This window comes from Geobacillus thermopakistaniensis, from assembly GCF_000498995.1.
Lineage (GTDB): Bacteria > Bacillota > Bacilli > Bacillales > Anoxybacillaceae > Geobacillus > Geobacillus thermoleovorans.
Genome location: NZ_AYSF01000045.1, coordinates 48418 through 72770, shown reverse-complemented (window position 1 = coordinate 72770; position 24353 = coordinate 48418). Strand labels below are relative to the sequence as shown.

Annotated in this window: 24 protein-coding genes; 13 read left to right on the top strand and 11 right to left on the bottom strand. The window is 52.3% G+C overall.

The window, feature by feature from the left end; all coding sequences use genetic code 11:
- Positions 1 to 319: 319 nt before the first annotated feature.
- The 7 genes from T260_RS130150 to T260_RS130175 all read right to left on the bottom strand — a co-directional run bounded on the left by T260_RS130150 (position 320) and on the right by T260_RS130175 (position 2554).
- Entirely contained in the window at positions 320 to 541 is a 222-nt protein-coding gene (locus T260_RS130150; RefSeq protein ID WP_011230188.1) for a spore germination protein, read from the bottom strand.
- Positions 541 to 939, bottom strand: coding sequence for a spore germination protein GerPE (locus tag T260_RS130155; RefSeq protein ID WP_014195025.1), 399 nt, complete (start codon positions 937 to 939; stop codon positions 541 to 543). The genes T260_RS130150 and T260_RS130155 overlap by 1 nt, the downstream gene beginning before the upstream one ends.
- Positions 936 to 1127, bottom strand: a complete 192-nt coding sequence (locus tag T260_RS130160; RefSeq protein ID WP_013146202.1) for a spore germination protein GerPD — start codon at positions 1125 to 1127, stop codon at positions 936 to 938. Before T260_RS130160 ends, T260_RS130155 begins: the two co-directional genes overlap by 4 nt.
- A gap of 2 nt (positions 1128 to 1129) precedes the next feature.
- A complete protein-coding gene (locus tag T260_RS130165; protein WP_015374057.1) occupies positions 1130 to 1726 on the bottom strand; it encodes a spore germination protein GerPC in 597 nt (198 codons plus the stop codon).
- 83 nt (positions 1727 to 1809) lie between these two features.
- On the bottom strand, positions 1810 to 2022 hold the full coding sequence (locus tag T260_RS1000000138775) for a spore germination protein GerPB (RefSeq protein WP_013146201.1): 213 nt from the start codon (positions 2020 to 2022) through the stop codon (positions 1810 to 1812).
- 15 nt (positions 2023 to 2037) lie between these two features.
- A complete protein-coding gene (locus T260_RS130170; protein ID WP_014195027.1) occupies positions 2038 to 2259 on the bottom strand; it encodes a spore germination protein in 222 nt (73 codons plus the stop codon).
- Between the two features lie 70 nt (positions 2260 to 2329).
- Positions 2330 to 2554 (bottom strand): spore germination protein, encoded by a 225-nt coding sequence (locus tag T260_RS130175; protein ID WP_011230194.1) that lies wholly within the window; start codon positions 2552 to 2554, stop codon positions 2330 to 2332.
- A gap of 150 nt (positions 2555 to 2704) precedes the next feature.
- Between T260_RS130175 and T260_RS130180 the strand changes: the two genes are divergently transcribed.
- The 3 genes from T260_RS130180 to T260_RS130190 all read left to right on the top strand — a co-directional run bounded on the left by T260_RS130180 (position 2705) and on the right by T260_RS130190 (position 6040).
- Entirely contained in the window at positions 2705 to 2929 is a 225-nt protein-coding gene (locus T260_RS130180) for a spore germination protein (protein WP_011230195.1), read from the top strand.
- 211 nt (positions 2930 to 3140) lie between these two features.
- Entirely contained in the window at positions 3141 to 4736 is a 1596-nt protein-coding gene (locus T260_RS130185) for a fatty acid--CoA ligase (RefSeq protein WP_014195029.1), read from the top strand.
- A gap of 137 nt (positions 4737 to 4873) precedes the next feature.
- Positions 4874 to 6040, top strand: a complete 1167-nt coding sequence (locus T260_RS130190; protein WP_023633948.1) for a DUF418 domain-containing protein — start codon at positions 4874 to 4876, stop codon at positions 6038 to 6040.
- A 10-nt stretch (positions 6041 to 6050) separates the two neighbouring features.
- On the opposite strand, the gene T260_RS0120175 is transcribed toward T260_RS130190, so the two are convergent.
- A complete protein-coding gene (locus T260_RS0120175; protein WP_011230198.1) occupies positions 6051 to 6221 on the bottom strand; it encodes an aspartyl-phosphate phosphatase Spo0E family protein in 171 nt (56 codons plus the stop codon).
- Positions 6222 to 6534: 313 nt separating this feature from the next.
- Between T260_RS0120175 and T260_RS130200 the strand changes: the two genes are divergently transcribed.
- The 3 genes from T260_RS130200 to T260_RS130210 all read left to right on the top strand — a co-directional run bounded on the left by T260_RS130200 (position 6535) and on the right by T260_RS130210 (position 10903).
- The gene (locus tag T260_RS130200; RefSeq protein WP_013523089.1) at positions 6535 to 7437 is read left to right on the top strand and encodes a fumarylacetoacetate hydrolase family protein; all 903 of its coding nucleotides are present in this window, start codon (positions 6535 to 6537) and stop codon (positions 7435 to 7437) included.
- Positions 7438 to 7581: 144 nt separating this feature from the next.
- Positions 7582 to 7935, top strand: coding sequence for a YisL family protein (locus T260_RS130205; protein WP_011230200.1), 354 nt, complete (start codon positions 7582 to 7584; stop codon positions 7933 to 7935).
- Positions 7936 to 8059: 124 nt separating this feature from the next.
- A complete protein-coding gene (locus T260_RS130210) occupies positions 8060 to 10903 on the top strand; it encodes an EAL domain-containing protein (RefSeq protein WP_023633946.1) in 2844 nt (947 codons plus the stop codon).
- Positions 10904 to 11056: 153 nt separating this feature from the next.
- On the opposite strand, the gene T260_RS130215 is transcribed toward T260_RS130210, so the two are convergent.
- Entirely contained in the window at positions 11057 to 11605 is a 549-nt protein-coding gene (locus T260_RS130215) for a DUF2777 domain-containing protein (protein WP_011230202.1), read from the bottom strand.
- A 243-nt stretch (positions 11606 to 11848) separates the two neighbouring features.
- On the opposite strand from T260_RS130215, the gene asnB reads away from it, so the two are divergent.
- On the top strand, positions 11849 to 13696 hold the full coding sequence (asnB, locus tag T260_RS130220) for an asparagine synthase (glutamine-hydrolyzing) (RefSeq protein WP_023633945.1): 1848 nt from the start codon (positions 11849 to 11851) through the stop codon (positions 13694 to 13696).
- Positions 13697 to 13736: 40 nt separating this feature from the next.
- On the opposite strand, the gene T260_RS130225 is transcribed toward asnB, so the two are convergent.
- Complete coding sequence (locus T260_RS130225) at positions 13737 to 15089, bottom strand: MATE family efflux transporter (protein WP_023633944.1); 1353 nt, start codon at positions 15087 to 15089, stop codon at positions 13737 to 13739.
- Positions 15090 to 15215: 126 nt separating this feature from the next.
- On the opposite strand from T260_RS130225, the gene T260_RS130230 reads away from it, so the two are divergent.
- Positions 15216 to 16076: a helix-turn-helix transcriptional regulator gene (locus tag T260_RS130230; RefSeq protein WP_021322527.1), complete on the top strand. Its 861-nt coding sequence runs from the start codon at positions 15216 to 15218 to the stop codon at positions 16074 to 16076.
- Positions 16077 to 16195: 119 nt separating this feature from the next.
- On the opposite strand, the gene T260_RS130235 is transcribed toward T260_RS130230, so the two are convergent.
- On the bottom strand, positions 16196 to 17962 hold the full coding sequence (locus tag T260_RS130235; RefSeq protein WP_023633943.1) for a cyclomaltodextrinase: 1767 nt from the start codon (positions 17960 to 17962) through the stop codon (positions 16196 to 16198).
- Between the two features lie 245 nt (positions 17963 to 18207).
- Between T260_RS130235 and T260_RS130240 the strand changes: the two genes are divergently transcribed.
- The 5 genes from T260_RS130240 (at position 18208) to T260_RS130260 (ending at position 24321) form a co-directional block, all read left to right on the top strand.
- Complete coding sequence (locus T260_RS130240; protein WP_023633942.1) at positions 18208 to 19482, top strand: sugar ABC transporter substrate-binding protein; 1275 nt, start codon at positions 18208 to 18210, stop codon at positions 19480 to 19482.
- A gap of 70 nt (positions 19483 to 19552) precedes the next feature.
- The gene (locus T260_RS130245; protein WP_014195042.1) at positions 19553 to 20833 is read left to right on the top strand and encodes a sugar ABC transporter permease; all 1281 of its coding nucleotides are present in this window, start codon (positions 19553 to 19555) and stop codon (positions 20831 to 20833) included.
- Positions 20833 to 21675 carry a sugar ABC transporter permease gene (locus tag T260_RS130250; RefSeq protein ID WP_014195043.1) on the top strand — a complete coding sequence of 281 codons (843 nt, stop codon included), beginning with the start codon at positions 20833 to 20835 and terminating at the stop codon, positions 21673 to 21675. The genes T260_RS130245 and T260_RS130250 overlap by 1 nt, the downstream gene beginning before the upstream one ends.
- Before the next feature lie 72 nt (positions 21676 to 21747).
- Complete coding sequence (locus T260_RS130255) at positions 21748 to 23283, top strand: alpha-amylase family glycosyl hydrolase (protein WP_014195044.1); 1536 nt, start codon at positions 21748 to 21750, stop codon at positions 23281 to 23283.
- Positions 23284 to 23301: 18 nt separating this feature from the next.
- Positions 23302 to 24321, top strand: coding sequence for a LacI family DNA-binding transcriptional regulator (locus T260_RS130260; protein WP_023633940.1), 1020 nt, complete (start codon positions 23302 to 23304; stop codon positions 24319 to 24321).
- Positions 24322 to 24353: the final 32 nt, after the last annotated feature.

The window sequence follows — 24353 nt, the reverse complement described above, 5'->3', positions numbered from 1 at the left end:
TTTTTCATCATCATTCAATAATATGAAGAAAACGGCTCGCTTTCATCCCACCCCTCAAGGAGCGGGCTTTCTCGCTCGCTGATCTGTAAATGGATAGCCCGTTGAGCTGAACGGGCTCTTGGGAAATAATGGAGGGAGGCGGTCGCAAAAGGTTGGTTTCCTTTCGATCAAGCACAATGTATGGTTTTTTAGATAGAGGTAAATAAGCAAAGGTGTCCGGATCCTTTTGGGACACCTTCTCTTTTTGGTTTCGGCAGCGTTCGGCTGATAAGGTTGATGTTGGCAAGTGAAAGGTGAGGGGATTCGTTTTCTGCAACGTTCAGTTGTTGGCGGCCACGTTTTGGTCGGATACATCTGGATCAAACGCGTTTGTAAAGCTGATCGCGTTGTTCGTCATCACAAAATCGCCGGTGTTGAACCCGCCGGATCCGGCTTGCGTTTTCGTGGCGACTTTCGGCGCGATGTACAGACAGTCGCCCATTTGGACGACAGCTCCGCTGCTGACGTTGTTGATTTTAATTGGGCCGACAAACGAAGGCATTATAAATCCCTCCCTCTTGTTGGCGCGCTCGACTCAGAGCCGGCCAGCTGGCGGATATGTTTAATTCTTGCCTCTGCCTCCGCTGTCGAGGTCGAGCCGATATGGACGATGGCGGACGAAGAAATGGCGAGCACGCGCACAGACTGAACGGAAATGACCGGGGACTCATGGAGCGTTTGGCGTGCGGCTGCCGGCGGTGGAGAAATCCAGCGCGGGATCGGCTTCGCAAAAACAGGGAATATTTGTTCTCCTTCTGGGCCAAAAAACAGTTCATATTGCCGCTGAACGGCAAAGGAGCGCGTGCGGGCGGAAATTCGCTCTGAGTCGCCGATTTGCAGTACGGAGCCAATGATCAGCGTTTCCGCATGAAATGCCTGCACTACTGACGTTCGTTTCACGGCGTATCCCCTCGGGCCGGCACAAGCGGGACGAACGGGCCGATGATAAGTGATTCAGGCGGTGTGTCAAACGCTGATGACAAGTGAATCGCATCGGCGTCGCCGATTAAAAACAGCGAGGCACTGGCGACGGCCACGAGGCGGATGTCGCCAACATGCAGATGACGATTGATCACTGTATAATTCACGTCTATCCCTCCTTTGAAGGCAAATGTTTCAAAAACGCATCGAGCGATTGTTCGATATCGGCTTTCACTTTTTGAAAAATTTCATTTTCGACTGCTTCATCGCGGTCGCCGGACGGAACGTAGCCATGGTTGGCTTTCTCTTGCAAATAGAAGCGGATGCGTTCGTCTGTTTGCCGGGCGATGTCTTGCAAAATGAACTGGCGGTACGTATCGTCGAGGCGGCGGCCGTATTGCTGCTCAAGGCGTTTTAACGTTTCCGACGCTTCCCCGTTGAGATAGGCGGCCACTTTTTCTTGAATCGGGCGCAACAGCACCGGTTCCGGCTTTGGAATTACGGTTTTGACCGGTTCGACGGCAAAGTCTTCAATTGTACCGCCGGCTCCGGGCGGAGCGATCCCGATGTTTAGCGTTCCTTCGAGCGTTTCCACTTTGAGCTGGTCAAATTTATATTCAATTCGTTCGATCGATGTGCGCGGCTGAGCCTCCATTTCCCGAAGCCGGGCTTCGAGTGCGTGGAGACGGCGTTCCAGATCCCGTATTTTTTTTGTTTGCCATAATAAATAGCGGTGCAGCTTGACGAAATACTCGTAAATGCTCATTGTGCACCATCATCCTCTCCAAAGAGCCCTCTTACTTCAATATATGGACGGCCTTTCGCTCTCATCACTTTTTTTCGCTGAATTTAGCGGGTGGCTGAATGGAGAGGAACGAGAGGAGCGGATGCACCGGGCGGCACGGTCGCCTGTGGGGCCGGACCGGTGAATCCGCCGGTGTTGGCAAGCGTTGAGAGCGCTTGAATGCTTCCGGCGCTGCCGATTTGCAAAACAGATGAATTGGTGACCGAGCCGATCCGCAACTGGTGGATGCAGATGCTTTGGCTGATGTAAACGTGCACCCTCCTTCTCCTCCTTCAAACGTTTCCGACGATATTTTCATCGGCGACATCGGCGTCATTCGTATTGGTATTGCTGTAATAGTTATAGATATGAAGCCCGTCGCCGGTGTTAAACGAACCGGCGCCAGCGAACGTTTTCGTCACGCTTTGCGGGGAAATCGCAAACACATCGCCAATATGGAACACGCCGCTGCTTCCGATGCTGTTCAGTTTGACGACTCCGACAAAAGCCGGCATGTGGGCATGCTCCCTTCCTTGTTTTCTTCGTTGATACTAGTGTATGGGCGCAAGCTGCGAAACGTTCGCTTTAATTGTTGGCGGCATTATTTGAGTCGAACACATCCGGATCGCCGGTGTTTGTAAAGCTGACGAACGTATTCGTCTGCAGGAAGTCCCCGTTGTTGCCGCCGCCTGAGCCGGTATTGGATTTCAACGTGCTCTTTGGTGTGATTTGCAAGACGTCGCCGAAATTCACCGTGCCGTCGCCGCTGACATGGGTGATTTTAATTGGACCGCTGATAAATGAAGGCATGAAGAGCCCCCTCCTTTTTCGTCGTGTCGCTATCGTTATTGTATGAAAACGGAGAAAAAACGGTTCAATGCGGGGTGAGAGTCCAATTGAGGAAAGCAGCTCCCGCGTATGATAAAGAAAGGGAACGGGCAGAAAGGAAGGGGAAAGGGGATGCCAGCAATCGTCATTGGTGGGATCAAAGTGACGAACGTAAGCGGCAATGGCACTGTCAACATGGGCGATGTGCTGCAAATCGCTCCGAAAAGCACCACGAAGTCAAACTCAGGTGCCGGCGGCGGCAATACTGGCGATTTCTTGCAAACGAATACGTTTTGCAGCGTCACGAATACGGTCGATCCGGATGTCTTGGACGCCGGGGTGAAAGGAAATAACTAGCTATTGTCGAGACGACTCCCCTAGCGTTCGTTTTTGGAAAAAAGAAGAAACCAGGTTCTTTTTTGGCGCAATGGAGTGGACTATCCAAGAAAGAGGGCTGACTTCAAAAGTCATTTTACGACTTTTGGGACGGCCCTCTTTTTCTTTATGCCATCTTTGTTATATAATACAATTGTGAATTTTCTAAAACATAAAACAGGGGGATGGGAGAATGAATGCGCCGCTCGTGCTCCATCACTTTTTCGATCGCGCCGTGGCTCTCTATGGGGACAAGACAGCCATGATTTGTTCGGGGCGGACGGTGACGTATCGTGAGCTTGGCGAACGAGTGTCGAGGCTTGCCAACGGGCTGCGGGGGCTTGGCGTTCGCAAAGGCGACCGCGTGGCGTACTTGGCGCCCAACACGCTCGAGATGCTCGAAGGGTTTTACGGTGTGTTTGAAGTGGGAGGGGTGATGGTGCCGCTGAATACGCGGCTGAAACCGGATGATTACGTTTTTATTTTGAATCACAGCGAAACGAAAGTGTTGTTTGTGGATCAGGAGCTGTACGGGCTGATTGCACCGGTCAAAAACAAGCTTGAAACGGTCGAGGAGATCATTGTCCACCATAAAACAGAGGCGGCGATTGATGAAACCGCTTACGAAGAATGGCTCGCCGCCCAGTCGTCAGCGCCGGTTCCGCGCCCGATGATCGATGAGAACGATATATGCAGCTTGCTATATACAAGCGGGACGACAGGCAACCCAAAAGGAGTCATGCTGACGCATCGGAACAACTATTTGCATGCGCTTGTGACGATGCACCATTTGCGTGTGTCCGACCGCGATACGTATTTGCATGTGTTGCCGATGTTCCACGTCAACGGCTGGGGGGCTCCGTTTTATTACACCGCCAACGGGGCAACGCAAATCGGTTTGCGTAAAGTCGATCCGAAAGTCATTTTTGATCTTGTCAAGGAACATCAGGTGACGGTTATGCATATGGCTCCGACTGTGCTCAATATGTTGCTGCAATATTATGAGCAATATCAACCAGATGTCCCGGAAGGCGTGCGGGTCGTCATCGCCGGTTCTGCGCCGCCGCCGGCGTTTGTCGCACGCGTTGAGGAAAAGCTCGGCTGGGAGTTTATCCAGGTGTACGGCATGACCGAATCGTCTCCGCTCAGCACGATTTCGCTCATTCGTCCACAGCTTGACGGACTGCCTGCCGAACAAAAGCAGCGGCTGAAAGCGAAAGCCGGCTATCCGATGATCGGCTGCGAGGTGAAAGTCGTCGACGAGAATGGAGAGGAAGTGCCGAAGAATGGACGGGCGATCGGTGAGGTGATTGTCCGCAGCCATGGCGTCATGAAAGGATATTGGAAAAACGAAGAAGCGACCGCCGCAACGATCCGCGACGGCTGGCTGTATACCGGCGATATGGCGACCGTCGATGAATACGGGCATATTGATATCGTCGACCGGAAAAAGGATATTATTATTAGCGGAGGGGAAAATATTTCGTCGATTGAAGTCGAAGGAGCGCTTTATGAGCATCCGGCTGTGCTTGAAGCGGCCGTCATCGCCGTGCCGCATGAAAAATGGGGGGAAACGCCGCATGCGTTCGTCGTCGTTCGACCCGGGCATACGGTGAGCGAAGAGGAGCTGATCGCCTTTTCGCGGGAAAAATTGGCCCACTTCAAAGCGATCACGGGTGTAACGTTTGTGGATGAGCTGCCGAAAACAGCCTCCGGAAAAATTCAGAAAGTACACTTGCGCCGCCAATATTGGGATGCAATTGGAAAATCGGGCCGCTATGTCAACTGATGATACAGGCATGCGCCTTCAGACGGGCAGAGGAGAGCGCATCGAATGAAATGGATAAGGCGGCGGGCGTGCCGGCAAGGTCGTAAGGCGTCGCCGATTGCGCAGACGGCTAGGCGGTAGAAAGAAGGGAGAAAGCGATGATCAGATCGACCGAGCGAATCGCCGCAGCGGATGTGTTGCGTGGATTCGCCTTGCTCGGCATTTTGCTTGTCAACATGCGTTATTTTTCCTCGCCGGCGTTATACGACGACGGCGTCAAGGGCAGTGATTTTGACCGAGTTTTCGTTGCCGTCGTGGATGTGTTGTTTGAAGCGAGCGCGTATCCGCTGTTTGCCTTTTTATTCGGCTTTGGCGCCGTGATGATGTTCCGCCGGCTCCAAAGCCGCGGGGAGCGGCCGATTCCGATTCTTTTGCGCCGCTTCTTTCTTTTGCTTGGGATCGGCATTGCTCATGCGTTTGGCCTTTGGTTTGGCGATATTTTAATCCCCTACGCCCTCGCCGGGTTCATCATGCTTTTCTTTTTCGCCGCCCCGCCTCGTTGGTGGCGGACGGCGGCTGTTGCCGTCTTTTTTCTTTTTCACGGCCTCATGGCGCTGTTGTTAACTCTCAATGTATTGGCCGGAGAAATGGAGACAGCCGGCGGCCACGAGACCGCGGCGGCCGCGGCGGTTCGCCATTATCGAAACGGAACGTTTCGTGACGTGTTTTGGCAACGGTGGAACGACTGGATGTATATCAACGGCGATGGAGGGCTTTTGCTTACGGTGTTGACCGTGCTGCCGTTTTGTTTGCTTGGCGGCTATGCCGCCGACCAACGTTGGCTTGAAGCCGACCGTCACTCGCCTGCGAAGCTGCGCCGCCTGATGAGGTGGGCGCTATGTTTTGGTTTAGCACTGAAAACAATTCCGTATTGGGCTGCGGCCAACGACTTGACAATGTACATCCAAGACAGCTTCGGAGGCGCCGCTTTGGCGGTGTTCTACGCGGCGGCAGCCGTGTTTATCTGCGGGAAACCAAGTTGGCAGCGCGCTTGGCGGTGGTGGCAAGACGTCGGGAAAATGTCGCTCACCCATTACCTCGCGCAATCGCTCGTTTGCACGTCGCTGTTTTACGGTTATGGGCTTGGGTGGTACGGACGCACAAGCGCATGGCAGGAGATGTTGATTGCGTTTGCCTTGTATGCAACTCAAGTGTGGATAAGCCGCTTTTGGTTTGCGCGTTTTCATTATGGCCCGGTTGAGTGGATGTGGAGGTGGGGGACATACGGAACGCGGCCGCCGTTTCGCCGCCGGCCGGGGCAATAAAAACCCCCGCTTACTGAACGGACGGGGAAGGCGATTCAAAAATCCTCGTTTGCTGCAAATATTGATTGATCAATTGGTCAAGCTCTTGGCTGCATTCGATCGTCTCTTTGGCCGTGAACCCATAAGTGAGCGCCAATTCGATCATTTGTTGTCGTTTTTCTTCAATTTGCAACAGAACCATTTCCTTCACCATCAATTCGTTTGAAATGTTGGTTGAGGCATGCCGCGTCGATGCAAGACGTTTGTTGCATGACGAAAGTCGCAATCGACGCCCTAGTGGAAACTAAACATTATTATACATATCACGACGAAAAAAGAAAGCGATTCGGGAAAATAAGTGATAAATTTCCTAATTTAGACAAAATTCTACAAAAACAGGACTTTTTCGCCTCGATGGCGAATATCATCCTCAACGCGCCAAAATGGCGAAGGCGGGTGGAAGAGAAGAGTTCACGAAGCGTCCGCTGCATAACAAAGAAAGGGAGAGAGACACGATGAAACTGATCACCGCACTTTTCGATGGAGAAACGTTTGTCGGAGCCGTGCCGCAAGGAGACGACCGGGCGGTTCATTTGCGCCGCGCCGAACGGACGATGGATGGGACGGAGACGATGCCGACGACTATGCTTGAGGCGATTGCCCAAGGGGAGGCGTTTTTCACCCGAGCACAAGAAGTAGTTGACTGGGCGCTGCGCCACCCGGCACCGGAGTACGTTTATCGCCTCAGTGATGTCCGTCTTTTGGCCCCGATCCCACGGCCGGCGAAAAACATTTTTTGCATCGGCAAAAACTATGTTGATCACGCGCTGGAGCTCGGCGGCGCCGATGTGCCGGAGCATTTGATCGTCTTCACGAAAGCGCCGACAACGGTCATCGGTCATGAGGAAACGATTTTGCGCCATGCCGATGTCACTGATGAAATGGACTATGAAGGGGAGCTGGCGGTGGTCATCGGCAAACAAGGGCGGGCGATCCGCCGCGAAGACGCGCTTGATTACGTATTTGGATACACGATCATCAACGATGTGACAGCAAGAGATTTGCAGGAGCGGCACCAACAATATTTTCTCGGCAAAAGCTTGGATACATTTTGCCCGATGGGGCCATGGATCGTGCCAAGCAAATTTGTGCCAAATCCAAACGATTTGCGCATCGAGACACGGGTCAACGGCGAAGTGCGCCAGCAAGCCAACACGAAACAATTGATTTTTTCCATTGAATCGATCATCGAGACGATCTCAAAAGGCATTACGCTTGAGCCGGGCGACATCATCGCTACAGGAACGCCGGCTGGAGTCGGCAAAGGGATGAACCCGCCGCGCTTTTTGCAGACGGGTGATGTCATTGAGGTGACGGTGGAAGGCATCGGCACGCTGCGCAACAAAGTGGGAGAGTAAACGGCGAAAGTGAGGAAGCTCCCATTGATGTTCGAAAGGCGTCCTCTTGAAAGAAAGGGCGTCTTTCGTTTTCGTGAAGTTTGTCAACCGTCCGCCCGCCGTGCTATGATGGGAAGGAACAAGGAATGGTTGGAGGGATGGACGTTGACGCATGCCCATATTACGAGCTGGCTCATCACGATTGTTTTATTTTTCCTTGCGGTGTCGATGGAGCGGCAAGGGGCGGGCAAAGCCAAGATCGTGCAAATGGTGTTGCGGCTGTTTTACATTCTCACGATCGTGACGGGCCTGCTTTTGCTGCATAGCATTGCTTCGATATCTGCGCTTTATTGGCTAAAGGCGCTTGCCGGGCTGTGGGTGATCGGAGCGATGGAAATGGTTTTAGCAGCTGAAAAAAAAGGGAAAAGCGCGGCGGCAAGATGGACGCAATGGGTCATTGCCCTTGCGGTGACGCTGTTTCTTGGTTTGCTGCTGCCGCTTGGTTTTGACTTATTCTAAAGCGAAGCGGCAGCCTTCTATTGGTTGCCGCTTTTGTTGAAGATGAAAATATGGTATGGTAAAAGAAATGTCATTTTTTGAATTTTCTGACCCGATTGGTCAGCGGAGGGGGGCATGATCGTTTATGCGTTGGTTCTGCTGCCGCCGCGCCGAGGAGCTGGATCATTTGCTCAGGGAGCATAGTTCTTCCTTGGATGAGCCGTTGTTTGTCCAAATCGCGGGCAATGATGAGGCAGCAGTGCGCCATGCGGCCGCCGCGTTAGCCCGTCGTTGGCCGCACGCCCATATGGTTGGGATGGCAGGGCCGCTGCCAATGGCCGGGGAGGCGAATCTCGCTGTTGGCGTCGCGTCGATGACGTCTTCAACCGTTTCGTCGTTGGCGCTGCCAGCTGATGAGTTTGACCGCCCGGATGGATTGGCGGCGTTGATCGCGGAGGCGGTCGTTCGTCACGATACGACGTTGCTTTTGTTGTTTACGAATCACCGCTCGGCTTTGCCGCCCTTGCTTCGCCATTTGCCGCTTGCAAACGAACGAATGGTTATCATCGGCTGCGCGCTTCCCGAGGGCAGCGTGTTATTTTCGCCCGACGGTCGGCTTGAGCGCGGAGGAATCGCCGTCTCTTTCAGTGGAACAGCGCTTCGCGGCCACTGTGCCGCACCGTTTTTATGGGAGCCGATTGGCTTGGCGTTTTCCATCACGAAAAGCCGCGATCAGCAGATTGACGAGCTAAACGGGCAAAAAGCGTCGAGCTATTTGGAACGGTATTTAGGAAAAGAGTTTATCGAACACCTTCCATTTTCTGGGATGGAATTTCCGTTTCTTATCGAACGGAACGGACGCGATGTCTGCCTGCCGATTGTCGCTGTCAACCAGGATGGCTCGGTTGCCGTAAGGGGCCATGTCCATAACGGAGAAAAGGTGCGATTTGCTTATATTCATGCCGCGTCCCTTTACTGGAGCGCGCGTGATGTGGCGATGCAAACAGCCAAGCAACCAGCAGAAGGAATGCTGCTTTACTACAGTGCGGCGCTGAGTGGGTATACGCGCCCGCTGTTTGACGGTGTGGCTGCGGTGTTTGGACAGGCAGCGCTGTTTCCGGCCGTCGAGGTGTTGGTGAAAGATGCGTATACGGCGGTGCGGCCGGCCGCATTTGCGGCCATTTCGCTGGCGGAAACAGCGGCCTCGGCGGAGAGCGGCCTACTGTCACCGTGGTCATCGCCGCCAGAAGGGATGATGACATTGGCGCAGCTCATGTCAACATCGTCCCGCGACATGGAGCGGCTGCACGTCCGCCTGCAAATGTCGGAGCAACGCTACAAATCGTTGTTTGAGCATAACACGGACATTGTCTATTCCACAGATTTGCACGGCCGTTTGACAAGCGTCAACCCTGCTTTTGAGCAAGTGCTCGGTTACAAGAAAGAAGAGATTTTGTATACGAATTCGCTCAAGTATATTCATCCGAATGATATTCCCCGCGTCACCCGCTATTTTTACCGAGCGCTGCGGGGGAATATCCAAACGTATAACTTGGAAATTCCGACGAAGTCGGGAGAACGGCTTTTGTTTCAAATGAAAAACATTCCCATCATTGTGGATGGCAAAAAGGTCGGCATTTACGGAATCGGACGCAACATTACCGAGCAAAAAAAGGCGGAAGAGAAAATCTCTTATTTAGCATATTACGACATCGATACGAACTTGCCCAACCGGACAAAGTGGATGGAATTGTTTTCCGAACAGCTGGACAAAGCCAAGCAGAAGCGACGAAAGATGGCAGTTGCTTTGATCGATTTGGACCGGTTTAAATGGATTAACGACAGCGTCGGCCATTACGCCGGAGATGACATTTTGCGCCAGCTTGTCGAGCGCATTCGCCGCGTCTTGCCGCCTAGTGCGGAGCTTGGCCGATTTCATGGCGACAAGTTTTGTTTGCTTTTTCCGCTCAAAACAGAGGTCCAGGCGGCGACGGAAGCGGCGCTCCGCATCGTGCGCGAAGTGGCGCGGCCGATTGTGTACGATGGAAAGGAATTTTTCGTTACAGCAAGCGTTGGTCTAGCGATGTTTCCAGATGACGGAGAGGACGAACATGCGCTCCTTAGGCACGCCGATATGGCTGTCAACATGGCTAAAAAAGGCGGCGGCAACCGAGTGGAGCGCTACTGCGCGCAAATGAACGAAGAAGCAATGCACCGATTGGAAATGGGCGGACATTTGCGCAGGGCGATCGAAGAGAATGAATTATTTCTTTGCTACCAACCAATTGTAGACGTACATACGGGTGCGGTGAAGGCGACGGAGGCGCTGATTCGCTGGCGCCACCCGAAGCTTGGGCTTGTGCGGCCGGATGAATTCATCCCTTTGGCGGAAGAGACCGGGTTGATTCATGAGATTGGGCGCTGGGTGCTGAAAACCGCCTGCAGACAGACGAAACAATGGCAGGAAATGACAGGAAATAACCGGCTTTCCATTTTTGTCAACGTCTCCCCTGTCCAGTTTCAACACGAGCGGTTTGTAGACAATGTAAAACAAGCGCTTAAGCAGTCACGTTTGTCTCCGTCCTGTTTGCATCTCGAATTGACCGAACATTCGATGCTCCGTTATCTGTCCAGCACGATGCGGACAATGGACGAGTTGAGGAAGCTTGGCGTCGGCATCGCCGTCGATGATTTCGGCAGCGGATATTCCTCGTTCCATTATTTAAAGCGGTTGCCAGCGACAATATTGAAAATTGACCGTGCCTTTATTGAACAATTGCATGCCAACGCTTCCGATGAGGCCATTGTCAAGGCGATGATTACGATGGGACACGGGTTGGGGCTTGAGACGATCGCCGAAGGGGTGGAAACGCCGGAACAGCTCAACCGGCTTCGCGATTTGCAATGCACGTATGCGCAAGGATACGTGTTTTGTCCGCCGCTTCTCGCTGAAGAAGTGATGCAGTATGTGACGGAAAAGCAAAAGTGATCCCCCGCCCGCGTCGGTTGACAGCTGTCGCCCGTCGGCACTCCGCCTGAAGCAAAACGGCTGCTAGGCTTCGCTTCGGGCGGAAGGATGGCCGTTAAAAAAACATTGACAGCTCGCCGTTGGACTTCGACGACGTGAGGATCAACAGGCGATTCAGCCGATTTGGGCGCAAATGGCTCGCTCACCGCTGTTTAATGTGATTTCAAAACGGTCGCTTGACGCCCGTCCGCGCTCGTAATAATGGTGGATGCTTCCAATTTGTTCGGTGTTGTCATAAATGATGAAATTCACGCCAGACGATTTGGCAAACAATAGGCCGTTGTAGCAATATAAGCAGTCATACAGCGAAAATCCGAGGCTGTTCAGCCATTGAACAAACTGGAAAAAGGTTGAATCAGGAAGCGCGGCGAGCCATTGTTGATAGGCATAAGTCAGCCGTTTGCGGAAACGGATGCGATCGCCGTTTTCGAGGGGAAAGACGCCAAGATCCGTGGCGACCGCGCCCTGATCCTGCCATTGCCCGGACAGCCAATGTCCGCAGTGAAACCATTCGATGCCTTGCTCGGCAATTTCTTCTACTAAAGAGGCTTCCTCTTCTTCTTCGTCGAAGAAGATCCATTCATCGTTGACGAACTCCACTGTTCCATACACATACGCCCGCGGCTGTTCCACAATGCATTGCAGCCGTTCCTCGATGTTCAATATCTCTCATCCTCCTTGTACTCCTCTATTTTTCCATTTTTTTGCTGATTTATTCATGCGGCGACCGACGTCGGACAATTCATCGAAATGACGGGGGGTGCATAAAATGGAATCATGCCGACGTGGAGAACCATCGTGAATCAAAGGAGCGATCGCTGGAAACGATCGTGAAAAAAGAACGGACGAAATGATGGAAACGGGTGAGAACTTGCCATCTTTGATAAAAAGAAAGGATTGGTTTGTATGTGTGGCATTACTGGCTGGGTCCATTTCGGGCGCAATTTGCGCCGCGAGCGGACGGTCATTGACAGCATGACAGAGACGCTCGCCAAACGTGGACCGGATGATACAAATACGTGGCTGGACACTCATGTCGCCTTCGGCCATAAACGGCTTGTCGTCGTGGATCCGGCTGGCGGCAAACAACCGATGGTCCGGCAAAAAAACGGACATCGTTATACGATCGTCTATAACGGCGAGCTGTATAATACGGAAGACATTCGCAAGGAACTGTTGCGCCAAGGCTATCGATTTGATGGTCATTCTGATACAGAAGTGTTGCTTGCCGCATATATGGAATGGAAGGAGAAATGCGTCGATTGGCTCAACGGCATTTTTGCCTTCGCCGTTTGGGACGAGGAGCGCGAGCTGTTATTTATGGCGCGCGACCGGCTCGGAGTAAAACCTTTGTTTTATCGAGAAGATGGCGGGGGGCTGCTGTTCGGCTCGGAAGTGAAAGCCATTTTGGCCCATCCCGATGTAAAGGCAGAAGTCAATTATGAAGGACTCGCCGAAGTGTTCGGCCTCGGACCGTCGCGCACACCGGGGCACGGCGTGTTTGACGGCATTCGAGAGCTGCGCCCGGCACATGCGCTCACGTTCTCTCGCAGCGGGCTTCGCATTTGGCGGTATTGGAATGTCGAAAGCGACGTCCACCGCGATTCGTTCGAGGAAACGGTCGAAAAGCTGCGCTTTCTATTGACGGATGCGGTCACGCGCCAACTCGTTTCCGATGTGCCGGTCTGCACATTTCTATCCGGTGGAGTCGATTCAAGCGCCATTACAGGGATTGCCGCCAATGCCTTCGCGGCAGATGGAAAAGGGCCGCTGCACACCTACTCGATCGATTATGAAGGAAACGACCAGTATTTCAAAGCCAACGATTTTCAACCAAACACGGATGCGCCATTTATCGAACAGGTGTCAAACAAATTTCAAACGGTTCATCATCGCTGCGTGATCACGCAAGAAGAACTGTTCCGCCATTTGCATGAAGCCGTCATCGTCCGCGACGTTCCAGGCATGGCCGATGTCGATTCTTCGCTTCTTTGGTTTTGCAAACAAATTCGCAAACGGTTTGTCGTCAGCTTATCAGGGGAGTGCGCCGATGAAATTTTCGGCGGCTATCCATGGTTTCATCGGCCGGACGATTTGTCTCGGAAAGGATTTCCGTGGATGCGTTCGGTCGACGCGCGCATGGGTCTATTAAAAGATGAGTGGCGGCAAAAGCTTCGCCTTGACGACTATGTGCAAATGCGTTATGAACAAACGCTTGCTGAAGTGCCGCGTCTCGAGGGGGAAAGCGCCGAGGAGGCGAAGCGGCGTGAGCTGTTTTACTTAAATATGATTTGGTTTATGACGACACTGCTTGACCGGAAAGACCGGATGAGCATGGGAGCAAGCTTGGAAGTGCGCGTGCCGTTCGCTGACCATCGCATTGTCGAATACGTTTGGAACATTCCGTGGGATATGAAAATGTACGGCGGCCGAGAAAAAGGCCTTTTGCGAAAAGCACTCGAGGGATTGCTTCCCGAAGAGGTGCTCTACCGGAAAAAAAGCCCATATCCGAAAACGCACCATCCTCTATATACGAAACTTGTCAAGCAATGGCTTGAGCAGTTGCTCTATGACCGCTCTTCGGTTTTGCACGAGTTTTTCGACCGGGAAAAATTGCTGGCGCTCATTGAAACAGAAGGGAAGTCGTTCCAAGTGCCGTGGTTTGGGCAGCTCATGACCGGTCCGCAACTGCTTGCCTACCTTGGCCAAGTGCACGTTTGGTTTGACCATTACGGCATTCGCATTAAAGAATAAGAGCTGCGCCTACGCGCAGCTCTTATTCGATTTGGTGGCGCTACGCCATTTTTGCTTGTGGCACCATCGTTTTTTTCATCCAGACGCCCGACCGCCAGCGCCAAAGCATCAACAGTCCGCGCAGCCATTCGTCGGCGATGAACGACAGCCAAATGCCGACGAGGCCAAATCCGAGGGTGATGCCAAATACGTAAGCAATGGTCACGCCGACGCCCCACATCGACAAAATGCCCATATAGACAGGGAATTGCACATCGCCAGCGGCACGAAGCGAGCTGATAATCACTAAATTAAATGAGCGCCCCGGTTCAAGGATGATCGTTAACAGCAACAGTTTGCGGCCAAGAACAATCATTGAGCGGTCATCGGTAAAGAGCGACAGCAACGGTTCGGCAAACCAATAGGCGGCTGCGGCCAGCAGCACTGAGATGACGATGGCGCTGTACAAACTTTTCAAGCAGCGGGCGTAGGCTTCCTCGTATCGCCCGGCCCCGACGAAGTGGCCGACGAGAATTTGCGTTCCTTGGCTGACGGCGATGCCGAATAAAAACACAAACATCATAATGTTTTGCGTGTATACACGGACGGTCAATGCCTCAGCGCCAAGCCATGTAATGAAATACGTAATGACCATTTGCGCCGTATTGTACGAAAGATGTTCCCCGGCTGCCGGAACACCGATTTTCAGCAGTGAGCGCAAATAGTGAAATGGAAGGCGGCGAAACGCCCTTGGTGCGAGCGGAATGTTTGTTCGTTTGTGCAACAAAGCAAGAAGCGCGAGAAAGGCCATGCCACGGCTGGCGGCGGTCGATATAGCAGCTCCTTGGATGCCGAGGGCGGGCAGGCCAAACAAGCCAAAAATGAGGGCCGCGTTGCTGATGACGTGCAAAACGTTCATGCCAACCGCCACATACATCGTGTCACGGGTGAAGCCATAGCTTTTCAAAATGGCACCGACCGTCATCATCAGCGCTTGGATGAACAAAAATCCACCGACAATCGCCAAATAATGGGTTCCTTCATCGAGCAGCTCGGCGGGCAAATCCATCATTCGCAAAATCGGCTCGCTGAATGCGGCGAGAATGGCGCTTAACAACAATCCGAACAACAAATTGGCCACGAGGGATACAAGCGATACGTCAACGGCTTCTTGCTCTCGGCGGGCGCCTAAATATTGAGCAACAAGCACTGCTGTCGCTAAAGCGACGAAGTTGAACAGCACGATCGTTAAAGCGATGATTTGGTTCGCCACCCCGACGGCAGCAACCGCGTGATCTGAATACTGGCTGAGCATCAGTGTATCGGCGTTGCCCATCACCATATAGAGCAGCGTTTCAATAAAAATTGGCCACGTCAAGGAAAACAGTGACCGCGTTTTGGCCTCACGGCTCATGTTGAGACAACTCCTTTTTCTTATTCCGACTTGAACGATATATTCAGTTTAGCTAGTTTGTTGCATAATGGAAAGAGAAAGAAGCGATTTTGCTTGCACATTTCCGACAAAAGAGGGGAGAGGCCGATGGATACGGTCACATTTTCCATGCCGCCGCTGCCGGTGTTCATCAAAGGGGCGGAAAGTGTGTTTTCAGCCGGAAAGCGACATGTTCGTCGAACGTTTTCGGTCTTCGATTTGCTTTATGTGAAACAAGGATGCTTATATATAACAGAAAACGGGCGCGAGTTTGCGGTTGGCAGTGGCCACTATTTGTTGTTGATCCCGGGGAGGGAGCATTACGGACACCGCCCATGCGAAGAACGGACGGAGCTGGTTTGGCTTCATTTTTTGCTGCCAGACTTTGCGGTCGTTTCCGATTGCGGTGTCAGCCGGCAGATAGTGATCGAAAAGGAGGCGACATACACCGAGCCGATCCAATACCGACTCTCCATCCGTCAATATGGCGAAGTAAAGCAGCGCGAGCGGGTGGAACAGCTGCTAAGTCAAATCGTGGAACAAAACATTCGGCGGGATATCGATCAGCCGCTCCGGCAGCTGCTGCTGTTCATCGAATTCCTTTGGCATTTGCAAAAACAAGAGCTTTCCGTCCCGAGCGCGTCTGAACAGATCAGCGCCGCGGTGGTTGCGTATATCGAGAAACATTTCAGCGAGCCCATTACACTGGACATGCTCGCGCAGGAGCTCCGATTCCACCCGGACTACATCACCCGCTGCATGCAAAAAACGATGGGCATGGGATTTAGCCGCTACTTGGCGCATTATCGGCTGTCAAAGGCAAAGCAATGGTTGGCGGAGACGAACGAGACGATCGAGGCGATCGCCAAGCGGGTTGGCATTGACGATGGCGCCTACTTTTCGCGCCTGTTTAAAAAGGTGGAAGGAATCACGCCGACCGAATATCGGCGCATGGCGCGGCGCACCTGACCTTCTGTGTCGTTGGTATAGGGATCGAGACGGCCGGCAAAAGATCAAACCGGTGCAGCTTGTCCGCTGCACCGGCAGCCGATATGATATGTTTGTCCGTAACCGCCCGTTCAGTCGCCTTACCAGCTTTCGACCGCGTAAAGCACAAACCCGTACGGCGGCAAGGAGACGCAAAGTGTTTCCGCCTCTGCAGCGAACCGCTCCCCTGTCAGAAGGTTGACCAGCCATTTTCCACGCGCATCGATCGGCATGGGAATTTCTGCTGCTTCGTTGCTCCGGTTGATGATGATCATGACCGTTTCATTGCCATCCGTTTTTGCATAAACAAGATGGTTCACTTCATCATCGGCGGCGAGAAAAGCGACATCGCCGCGTCGAAGCGCCCGATATTGCTTGCGAAGAGCGATCAGTTGCTTGACATGTTCATACAGTTCTTTGTTTTGCTTCTCTGGATCCCACACCATACATTTCCGGCATTCCGGATCGTTTCCACCCGTCATGCCGATCTCATCGCCATAGTAAATACACGGCGAACCAGTGAACGTGAGCTGGAACAAAAACAACAACTTCACTTTGCGGACGTCGCCGCCGCAAACAGTGAGCAGCCTTGGTGTATCATGGCTGCCAAGCAAGTTAAACGCCGCTTCGTTGACCTGTTTTGGATAGGAATGAAGCACATGCATCAATCGGTCGGCAAACTCGCTGGCGCTCATGTCTTCTTTGGCGAAAAAGCGGAGCGCCGCGTCCGCCAACGGGTAGTTCATGACGGCGTCAAACTGGTCGCCGCGCAGCCAAGGCATGGCATCATGCCAAATCTCGCCGAGAATGTACACATCGGGCTTTAGCGCCTTCACCGCCTGACGGAATTCGCGCCAAAATTGGTGATCGATTTCGTTTGCCACATCGAGCCGCCAGCCGTCAATATCAAACTCGCGAATCCAGTACGTCGCGACATCAAGCAAGTAGCGCTTCACTTCCGGATGGGCGGTGTTGAGCTTGGGCATTTGCGGCACGAACGCAAACGTGTCGTAATTCGGGCGCGGCTCCGTTTGGAGCGGAAACTCGCGAATATGGAACCAATCTTTATACCTAGACGCTGCGCCGTTTTTTAACACATCTTGAAACGGGCCAAACTCATAGCCGCAATGATTGAAGACCGCATCGAGCATGACGCGGATTCCTTTTTCATGGCAGCGTTTGACAAGTGTTTTCAATGTCTCTTTGTCCCCAAAGTGCGGGTCGATTTCAAAATAATCAGCGGTGTCGTATTTATGATTGGACGGTGCGCGGAAAATCGGCGTCAAGTAAATGCCGGTAATACCGAGATCAGCCAAATAGTCAAGGTGATCGATGATTCCTTGCAAGTCGCCGCCGAAAAAGCTCGTCGGCGTCGGGTCCTCGCTTCCCCACGGCCGCGCCCCTTTCGGACTGATGGCCGGGTTGCCGTTGGCGAACCGCTCGGGGAAAATTTGATACCATACTGTGTCTTTTACCCAGTCCGGCGCTTGGAATAGGTCGACCCGATGAAGAAAGGGGAAGCAAAAGTAGTAAGCGGTGTCGTCGCTCGGAGCTTCATGGTAAAATCCTTTTTCCGTATAGACCAGTTTCTCGCCCCCAGCTCGAAGCACAAACCCATAGCGCAGCCGTCGATATGGCGGTTTGACTTCGGCGAGCCAATAGTCAAACAACCCGTCGCTCCCCGTTTTCCGCATCGGCATCGTTTGAAACTGCCAGGCGCCATCGTGCCATTCGTACGGGTCGCCAAAAAGCAGCTCGACGTGGTCGACATCATTTTTCTTTGTTTGAAGCCGGAGATGGAGCGTCTCGCTGTCATAAGCGTAAGCGAAATTGTCGGTTGAGCGGTGGTGGATGGCTTCTTTCCTCATTCGCTTTTTCCTCCTTTGTTATCTGAAGCAATCGTTTGCATTAATGCTTCGCTATAATAAAAAGTACGTTAAGAGAAAAGAAAAGTCAAATTTTATAGAAAAAAGGCTTGTAAAATGAAAAATAGGCGTTATAATGGAGATGAGTGGTGCAATCGTTTTCATAGGAAGGATTAAAATTTATTTGTGCAAACGTTTGCCTTATGATTGTACCGCTAAGATTCCGTCATGATGACAGGAGGGGGATTATGAGAAAAGCGTTATCTTTATTTCTCATGGCCGTGTTGTTGATTGGCGTGCTGGGTGCCTGCGGTCCTAAGCGCGATGTCCAGCAGCCGAAAGGAAACGACCAAAAGACGGCAGAACAGGACAAAAAGCCAGAGAAACTCGTCGTATGGGTGAACGATGATGAAAAACAAAAACAAGCGTTAAAGGATATTTTTCAAAAGTACACAGAAAAAACGGGAATCAAAATCGAAATGGTAGCCGTCAGCATGCTCGACCAAACGAAAAAACTGGCGCTCGACGGACCGGCTGGCAAAGGGCCGGACGTGTTCTATCAACCGCATGATCGCATCGGCGACATTGTGTTGCAGGGGCTGGCCGATCCGGTCGACCTTGGCGATGCAAAAGGTGAGTACAGCCCGACAGCCATCAACGCGGTAACATATGACGGGAAAACGTATGGCGTGCCGATGGTCGTCGAAACGTACGGCGTGTTCTACAATAAAAATTTAGTGCCGGAAGCGCCGAAAACGATGGATGACTTGATGAAGATCGCCAAGGAAAAAACGAATGCGGCGAAAGATCAATACGGCTTTTTAATGGAAGCGACGAACTTCTATTTCGTTTATCCGTTCTTTGCTGGCTACGGCGGCTATGTGTTTAAAAATGAAAACGGCAAATACGACACAAGCGACATCGGGCTGGCTAATGATGGAGCCGTCAAAGGAGCCGAGCTCGTCCAATCGTGGTTTAAAAACGGCTACATTCCGAAAGAAATCACCGGCGATATTATGAACGGGCTGTTTACAAAAGGGAATGTGGCGGTTGCCATCACCGGACCATGGAACATCGCGTCGTATAAAGAAGCGCTGGGCGACAAATTAGCGACCGCACCGCTGCCGGTCTTAGACAACGGCGAGCATCCGAAATCGTTCGTCGGCGTGAAAACATGGATGTTATCAGCCTATTCGCAAAACAAAGAATGGGCGGTCGATTTCATGAAATTTGTGACGAACGAAGAAAACTCGCTCCACTACTATGAAGTGGCCGGTGAAATGCCAGCAAACCAAAAAGCGTTGACGAACGAAAAAATCACGAACGACCCGCTGATCGCCGGCTTTGCCGAGCAAATCCAATACGGCGAGCCGATGCCGAACGTGCCGGAAATGTCGCAAGTGTGGGAGCCGATGGGCAATGCCTTGCAATTTATCGCGAAAGGCGACAACCCGAAAGCGGTGCTCGGTGAGGCGGTCAAAACGATTCAAGATAAAATCGCCGCCAGCGGCGCTGGAAAATAACGCGTGATATCGTGGTGGATAGGATCAGCCCTATCCACCATTCTTATCCATACAATAGGGGGGAGTTCGGATGCCGGAAGCAAACGTCCGCCATCGGCCGGCGGTGGCGATGGCGCTGTCGCTGTTGTTTGCCGGCCTTGGGCAATTGTACAACCGCCGGTATGTCAAAGGAATTTTGTTTATCATCATTGAAGCAGCCTTTTTGATGACGTTTTATAACTTTTTGAACATCGGGCTGTGGGGACTCGTCACGCTTGGCGAAATCCCGATGCTTGATCATTCGATTTTTCTCTTGATTCAAGGATTGGTTTCGGTCATCATCATCGTGTTTGCGGCCGCCCTGCATATTGCGAACATCATTGATGCGCGCAACGACGCCCGCCGCCGGCAGCGCGGCGAGCCGTTCCCAACGCTGATTGAATCGTGCCGTCATGCGTGGGATCGGGGGTTTCCGTACATCTTTGTGACGCCCGGGCTTGTGATGCTGTTGTTTATCGTTGTGCTGCCGCTGTTGTTTATGGTGTCGCTCGCGTTCACCGATTACAACTTGTACCACTCGCCGCCGCGGCATTTATTGAATTGGGTCGGATTTGAAAACTTCAAAAACTTAGTCTCCATCCCGATTTGGAAAAGCACGTTTTTTAGCGTCCTCGCGTGGACAATCGTTTGGACAGTTGTCGCGACAACGATGCAAATCGCCCTTGGACTGTTTTTGGCGTTGCTTGTCAACGACCCGCGCATCAAGTTTAAGCGGTTCATCCGCACGGTGTTGATTTTGCCGTGGGCCGTGCCAGCGTTTGTCACGATTTTGGTGTTTGCGGCGATGTTCAACGACAAATTCGGCGCCATCAACCGCGAAGTGTTGAGTTTGTTTGGGGTGTCGGTCCCGTGGATGACCGATCCGTTTTGGACAAAAGTGGCGCTTATTTTGATTCAAACGTGGCTTGGCTTCCCGTTCGTATTTGCGTTATTTACCGGCGTTTTGCAAAGCATTTCCCGCGACTGGTACGAAGCGGCCGACATCGACGGAGCGACGCGCTGGCAAAAGTTTCGTTCGATCACGCTGCCGCACGTCTTGTATGCGACGGCGCCGCTGTTGATTATGCAATATGCCGGCAATTTCAACAACTTTAACATCATCTATTTGTTCAACGACGGCGGCCCGGCCGTGCGCGGACAAAACGCCGGTGGCACCGACATTTTGATTTCTTGGGTGTACGATTTGACGTTCACGACGAACAACTACAATATGGCGGCGGCGATCTCGCTCATCATCGGCTTGATCGTCAGCGGGTTTGCCATTTACCAGTTCCGGCGCACCCGTTCCTTTAAAGAGGAGGGGAATATTTGATGAACCGCAAATGGAAATCGCACGTGGAAGTAGCGCTTATTTATTTGTTTATCGCTTTCATGTTTATCGTCATCGCCTATCCGCTCCTTTGGGCAATCAGTATGTCGCTCAATCCAGGAACAAGCCTGTATTCGGCATCTCTCATCCCAGAGAAGTGGACGTTCGAGCATTATAAATGGTTATTTACCAGCCCGCAGAGCGATTATTTGCTTTGGTATAAAAACAGCTTGTTTGTCGCTGCGGCCAATGCGGTGTTATCTGTCTTTTTCACGGCGCTCATCGCCTATGCGTTTTCGCGCTACAAATTCGTCGGGCGGAAAACGGGGCTGTATTTGTTTTTAGTGTTGCAAATGTTTCCGTCGCTCATGGCGATGGTCGCGATCTATATTTTGCTCAATATGCTCCATTTGCTCGATTCGCTTTGGGGGCTCATTCTTATTTACGTCGGGGGGCAAATCCCGTTTAACGCGTGGCTGGTCAAAGGCTACTTTGATACGATTCCGCGCGAGCTGGATGAGGCGGCGCGCATCGACGGTGCCGGCCACTTCGGCGTCTTTTTCCGCATTATGCTGCCCTTAGCCAAGCCAATTTTAGCCGTTGTCGCCTTGTTTAACTTCATGGCGCCGTTCACCGACTTTTTGCTGCCGTCGATCGTCTTGCGCGATCCGGACAAATTTACGCTGGCGGTCGGGCTGTTCAACTTTATCAGCGACCGGTTCGCGAACAACTTCACCCGCTTTGCCGCCGGCTCGATTTTGATCGCCGCCCCGATTGCCATCGTCTTTTTGTTCCTGCAGCGGTATTTGATTTCTGGCTTAACGGCTGGTGGCACAAAAGGGTAAGAACCGCTATCATAGAATAGGGGGCTTACCCGTTTCCGAACGAGCAAATGAATCGGGAAGGGAGGAATGGAAATGGGGAACCGGCTCTTTATGCTGCTCGTCCTTCCGTTCCTTCTTTTTTATGCCATGCCGGCTGCGGCGGCGGAAAAAGAAGAACGGACGTGGCAAGATGAAGCCATTTATTTCATTATGGTCGACCGGTTTAACAATATGGATCCGACAAACGACCAGAACGTGAATGTGAACGATCCGAAAGGGTATTTCGGCGGCGACTTGAAAGGGGTGACGGCGAAACTCGATTACATCAAGGAGATGGGATTTACCGCCATTTGGCTGACGCCGATTTTTAAAAACATGCCGGGCGGTTATCATGGCTATTGGATTGAAGATTTTTATCAAGTCGATCCGCACTTTGGCACGCTGGGCGATTTGAAAACACTCGTCAAAGAAGCGCATAAGCGCGACATGAAAGTCATTTTGGATTTTGTCGCCAACCATGTCGGTTACAATCACCCATGGTTACATGACCCAACAAAAAAAGATTGGTTTCACCCGAAAAAAGAGATTTTCGACTGGAACGACCAAACACAGCTTGAAAACGGCTGGGTGTATGGGTTGCCTGATTTGGCGCAGGAAAATCCAGAGGTCAAAACGTATTTAATTGACGCTGCCAAATGGTGGATTAAAGAGACCGACATTGACGGCTACCGGCTCGATACAGTGCGCCACGTGCCAAAATCGTTTTGGCAGGAGTTTGCGAAAGAAGTCAAATCGGTGAAAAAAGACTTTTTCCTTCTCGGTGAAGTGTGGAGCGACGATCCGCGCTATATTGCCGATTACGGGAAGTATGGCATCGACGGGTTTGTCGATTATCCGCTGTATGGCGCGGTGAAGCAGTCGCTTGCGAGGCGCGATGCCTCGCTCCGCCCGCTGTATGATGTCTGGGAATACAACAAAACGTTTTACGACCGACCGTATTTGCTCGGGTCGTTTTTGGACAACCATGATACCGTGCGGTTTACGAAGCTCGCGATTGACAACCGCAACAACCCGATTTCACGCATTAAACTGGCCATGACGTATTTGTTCACCGCCCCTGGCATCCCGATCATGTATTACGGGACCGAAATCGCCATGAACGGCGGCCAAGATCCGGACAACCGCCGTCTGATGGATTTCCGCGCTGATCCAGAAATCATCGATTACTTGAAAAAAATCGGCCCGCTTCGCCAAGAGCTGCCATCATTGCGGCGCGGCGATTTTACGCTGTTGTATGAAAAAGACGGCATGGCGGTGTTGAAACGGCAATATCAAGATGAAACGACGGTCATCGCCATCAACAATACGAGCGAAACGCAGCATGTCCATCTCACCAATGACCAGTTGCCAAAAAACAAAGAACTGCGCGGCTTTTTATTGGACGATCTCGTCCGCGGCGATGAGGACGGCTACGACCTTGTGCTCGACCGCGAAACGGCGGAAGTATACAAGCTACGGGAGAAAACAGGGATCAACATCCCGTTTATCGCCGCCATCGTATCGGTTTACGTGCTGTTTCTTTTGTTTTTATATTTGGTGAAAAAACGGGCAAAACGGATCAATGAATAAATGGAAAGGAGGGGGCTTATGACCGTTACGATTAAAGATGTGGCGAAAAGGGCCAATGTCGCGCCGTCGACCGTGTCGCGCGTCATTGCCGACAGCCCGCGCATCAGCGAGAAAACGAAGCAAAAAGTGCGCGCGGCGATGAAAGAGCTCGGCTATCATCCGAACTTTATCGCCCGCAGCCTCGCGAGCCAAGCGACGCAAGTAATCGGCATCGTCATGCCGAGCTCGGCCGACCAAGCGCTGCAAAACCCGTTTTTCCCGGAAGTCATCCGCGGCATCAGCAAAGCCGCCCATGAAAAGCGGTACGCCTTGCAAATGTCGACAGGGGAAAAAGAAAGCGATATTTATGAACGGGTGGTGGAGATGCTGCAAGGGCGGCGCGTGGACGGCGTCATTTTGCTTTATTCTCGTCAAAACGATAAACTGATGAAATACTTGCAAAAGCACGATTTCCCATTCGTCGTCATCGGCAAGCCGCACCAAAAGACGGAGCAAGTGACCCACGTTGACAACGACAACGTCCAGGCGGGCAAAGATGCGACGAACTACTTGATTGCCTACGGCCATGAGCGCATCGCGTTTGTCGGCGGCAATCCGCAATATTTGGTGACCGTCGACCGCCAAAATGGCTACGCCGCCGCCTTGAGTGAAGCCGGGCTGCCGTACCGCCCGGAATATGTCGTCCATGAAGAATTTTTGCAGGAAGGCGGCCAAGAGGCGATGAAAGAGCTTCTTTCTTTGCCTGAGCCGCCGACCGGGCTCGTGGTTGCCGACGATCTCATGGCGCTCGGGATGCTCAAAACGCTTGATGAAATGGGCCTCGGCGTCCCGGAAGATGTATCGATCGTCAGCTTCAACAACACGCTGCTCGCCGAAATGTCGCGTCCGCCGCTCACCTCGATCGACATCGGCATTTTCCAGCTCGGCTATGAAGCGGCGAAAAGTTTAATCGAAAAAGTCGAAAATCCAAATGAACCGATCAAGCGCATCATCATTCCCCACCGGCTTGTGGAGCGGGGGTCGTGTGCGAGGCGGTAGATGTTTCCAAGGCAGCCATCATGGCTGCTTTT

Bases quoted from the DNA above. Each gene is read 5' to 3' on its own strand.
- T260_RS130165 (WP_015374057.1), bottom strand. From the start codon at position 1,726: ATGAGCATTTACGAGTATTTCGTCAAGCTGCACCGCTATTTATTATGG.
- T260_RS130210 (WP_023633946.1), top strand. From the start codon at position 8,060: ATGCGTTGGTTCTGCTGCCGCCGCGCCGAGGAGCTGGATCATTTGCTC.
- T260_RS130150 (WP_011230188.1), bottom strand. From the start codon at position 541: ATGCCTTCGTTTGTCGGCCCAATTAAAATCAACAACGTCAGCAGCGGA.
- T260_RS130190 (WP_023633948.1), top strand. From the start codon at position 4,874: ATGATCAGATCGACCGAGCGAATCGCCGCAGCGGATGTGTTGCGTGGA.
- T260_RS130225 (WP_023633944.1), bottom strand. From the start codon at position 15,089: ATGAGCCGTGAGGCCAAAACGCGGTCACTGTTTTCCTTGACGTGGCCA.
- T260_RS130180 (WP_011230195.1), top strand. From the start codon at position 2,705: ATGCCAGCAATCGTCATTGGTGGGATCAAAGTGACGAACGTAAGCGGC.
- T260_RS130185 (WP_014195029.1), top strand. From the start codon at position 3,141: ATGAATGCGCCGCTCGTGCTCCATCACTTTTTCGATCGCGCCGTGGCT.
- T260_RS130230 (WP_021322527.1), top strand. From the start codon at position 15,216: ATGGATACGGTCACATTTTCCATGCCGCCGCTGCCGGTGTTCATCAAA.
- T260_RS130175 (WP_011230194.1), bottom strand. From the start codon at position 2,554: ATGCCTTCATTTATCAGCGGTCCAATTAAAATCACCCATGTCAGCGGC.
- T260_RS130235 (WP_023633943.1), bottom strand. From the start codon at position 17,962: ATGAGGAAAGAAGCCATCCACCACCGCTCAACCGACAATTTCGCTTAC.
- T260_RS130170 (WP_014195027.1), bottom strand. From the start codon at position 2,259: ATGCCGGCTTTTGTCGGAGTCGTCAAACTGAACAGCATCGGAAGCAGC.
- T260_RS130260 (WP_023633940.1), top strand. From the start codon at position 23,302: ATGACCGTTACGATTAAAGATGTGGCGAAAAGGGCCAATGTCGCGCCG.
- asnB (WP_023633945.1), top strand. From the start codon at position 11,849: ATGTGTGGCATTACTGGCTGGGTCCATTTCGGGCGCAATTTGCGCCGC.
- T260_RS130255 (WP_014195044.1), top strand. From the start codon at position 21,748: ATGGGGAACCGGCTCTTTATGCTGCTCGTCCTTCCGTTCCTTCTTTTT.
- T260_RS130200 (WP_013523089.1), top strand. From the start codon at position 6,535: ATGAAACTGATCACCGCACTTTTCGATGGAGAAACGTTTGTCGGAGCC.
- T260_RS130250 (WP_014195043.1), top strand. From the start codon at position 20,833: ATGAACCGCAAATGGAAATCGCACGTGGAAGTAGCGCTTATTTATTTG.
- T260_RS130245 (WP_014195042.1), top strand. From the start codon at position 19,553: ATGCCGGAAGCAAACGTCCGCCATCGGCCGGCGGTGGCGATGGCGCTG.
- T260_RS0120175 (WP_011230198.1), bottom strand. From the start codon at position 6,221: ATGGTTCTGTTGCAAATTGAAGAAAAACGACAACAAATGATCGAATTG.
- T260_RS130240 (WP_023633942.1), top strand. From the start codon at position 18,208: ATGAGAAAAGCGTTATCTTTATTTCTCATGGCCGTGTTGTTGATTGGC.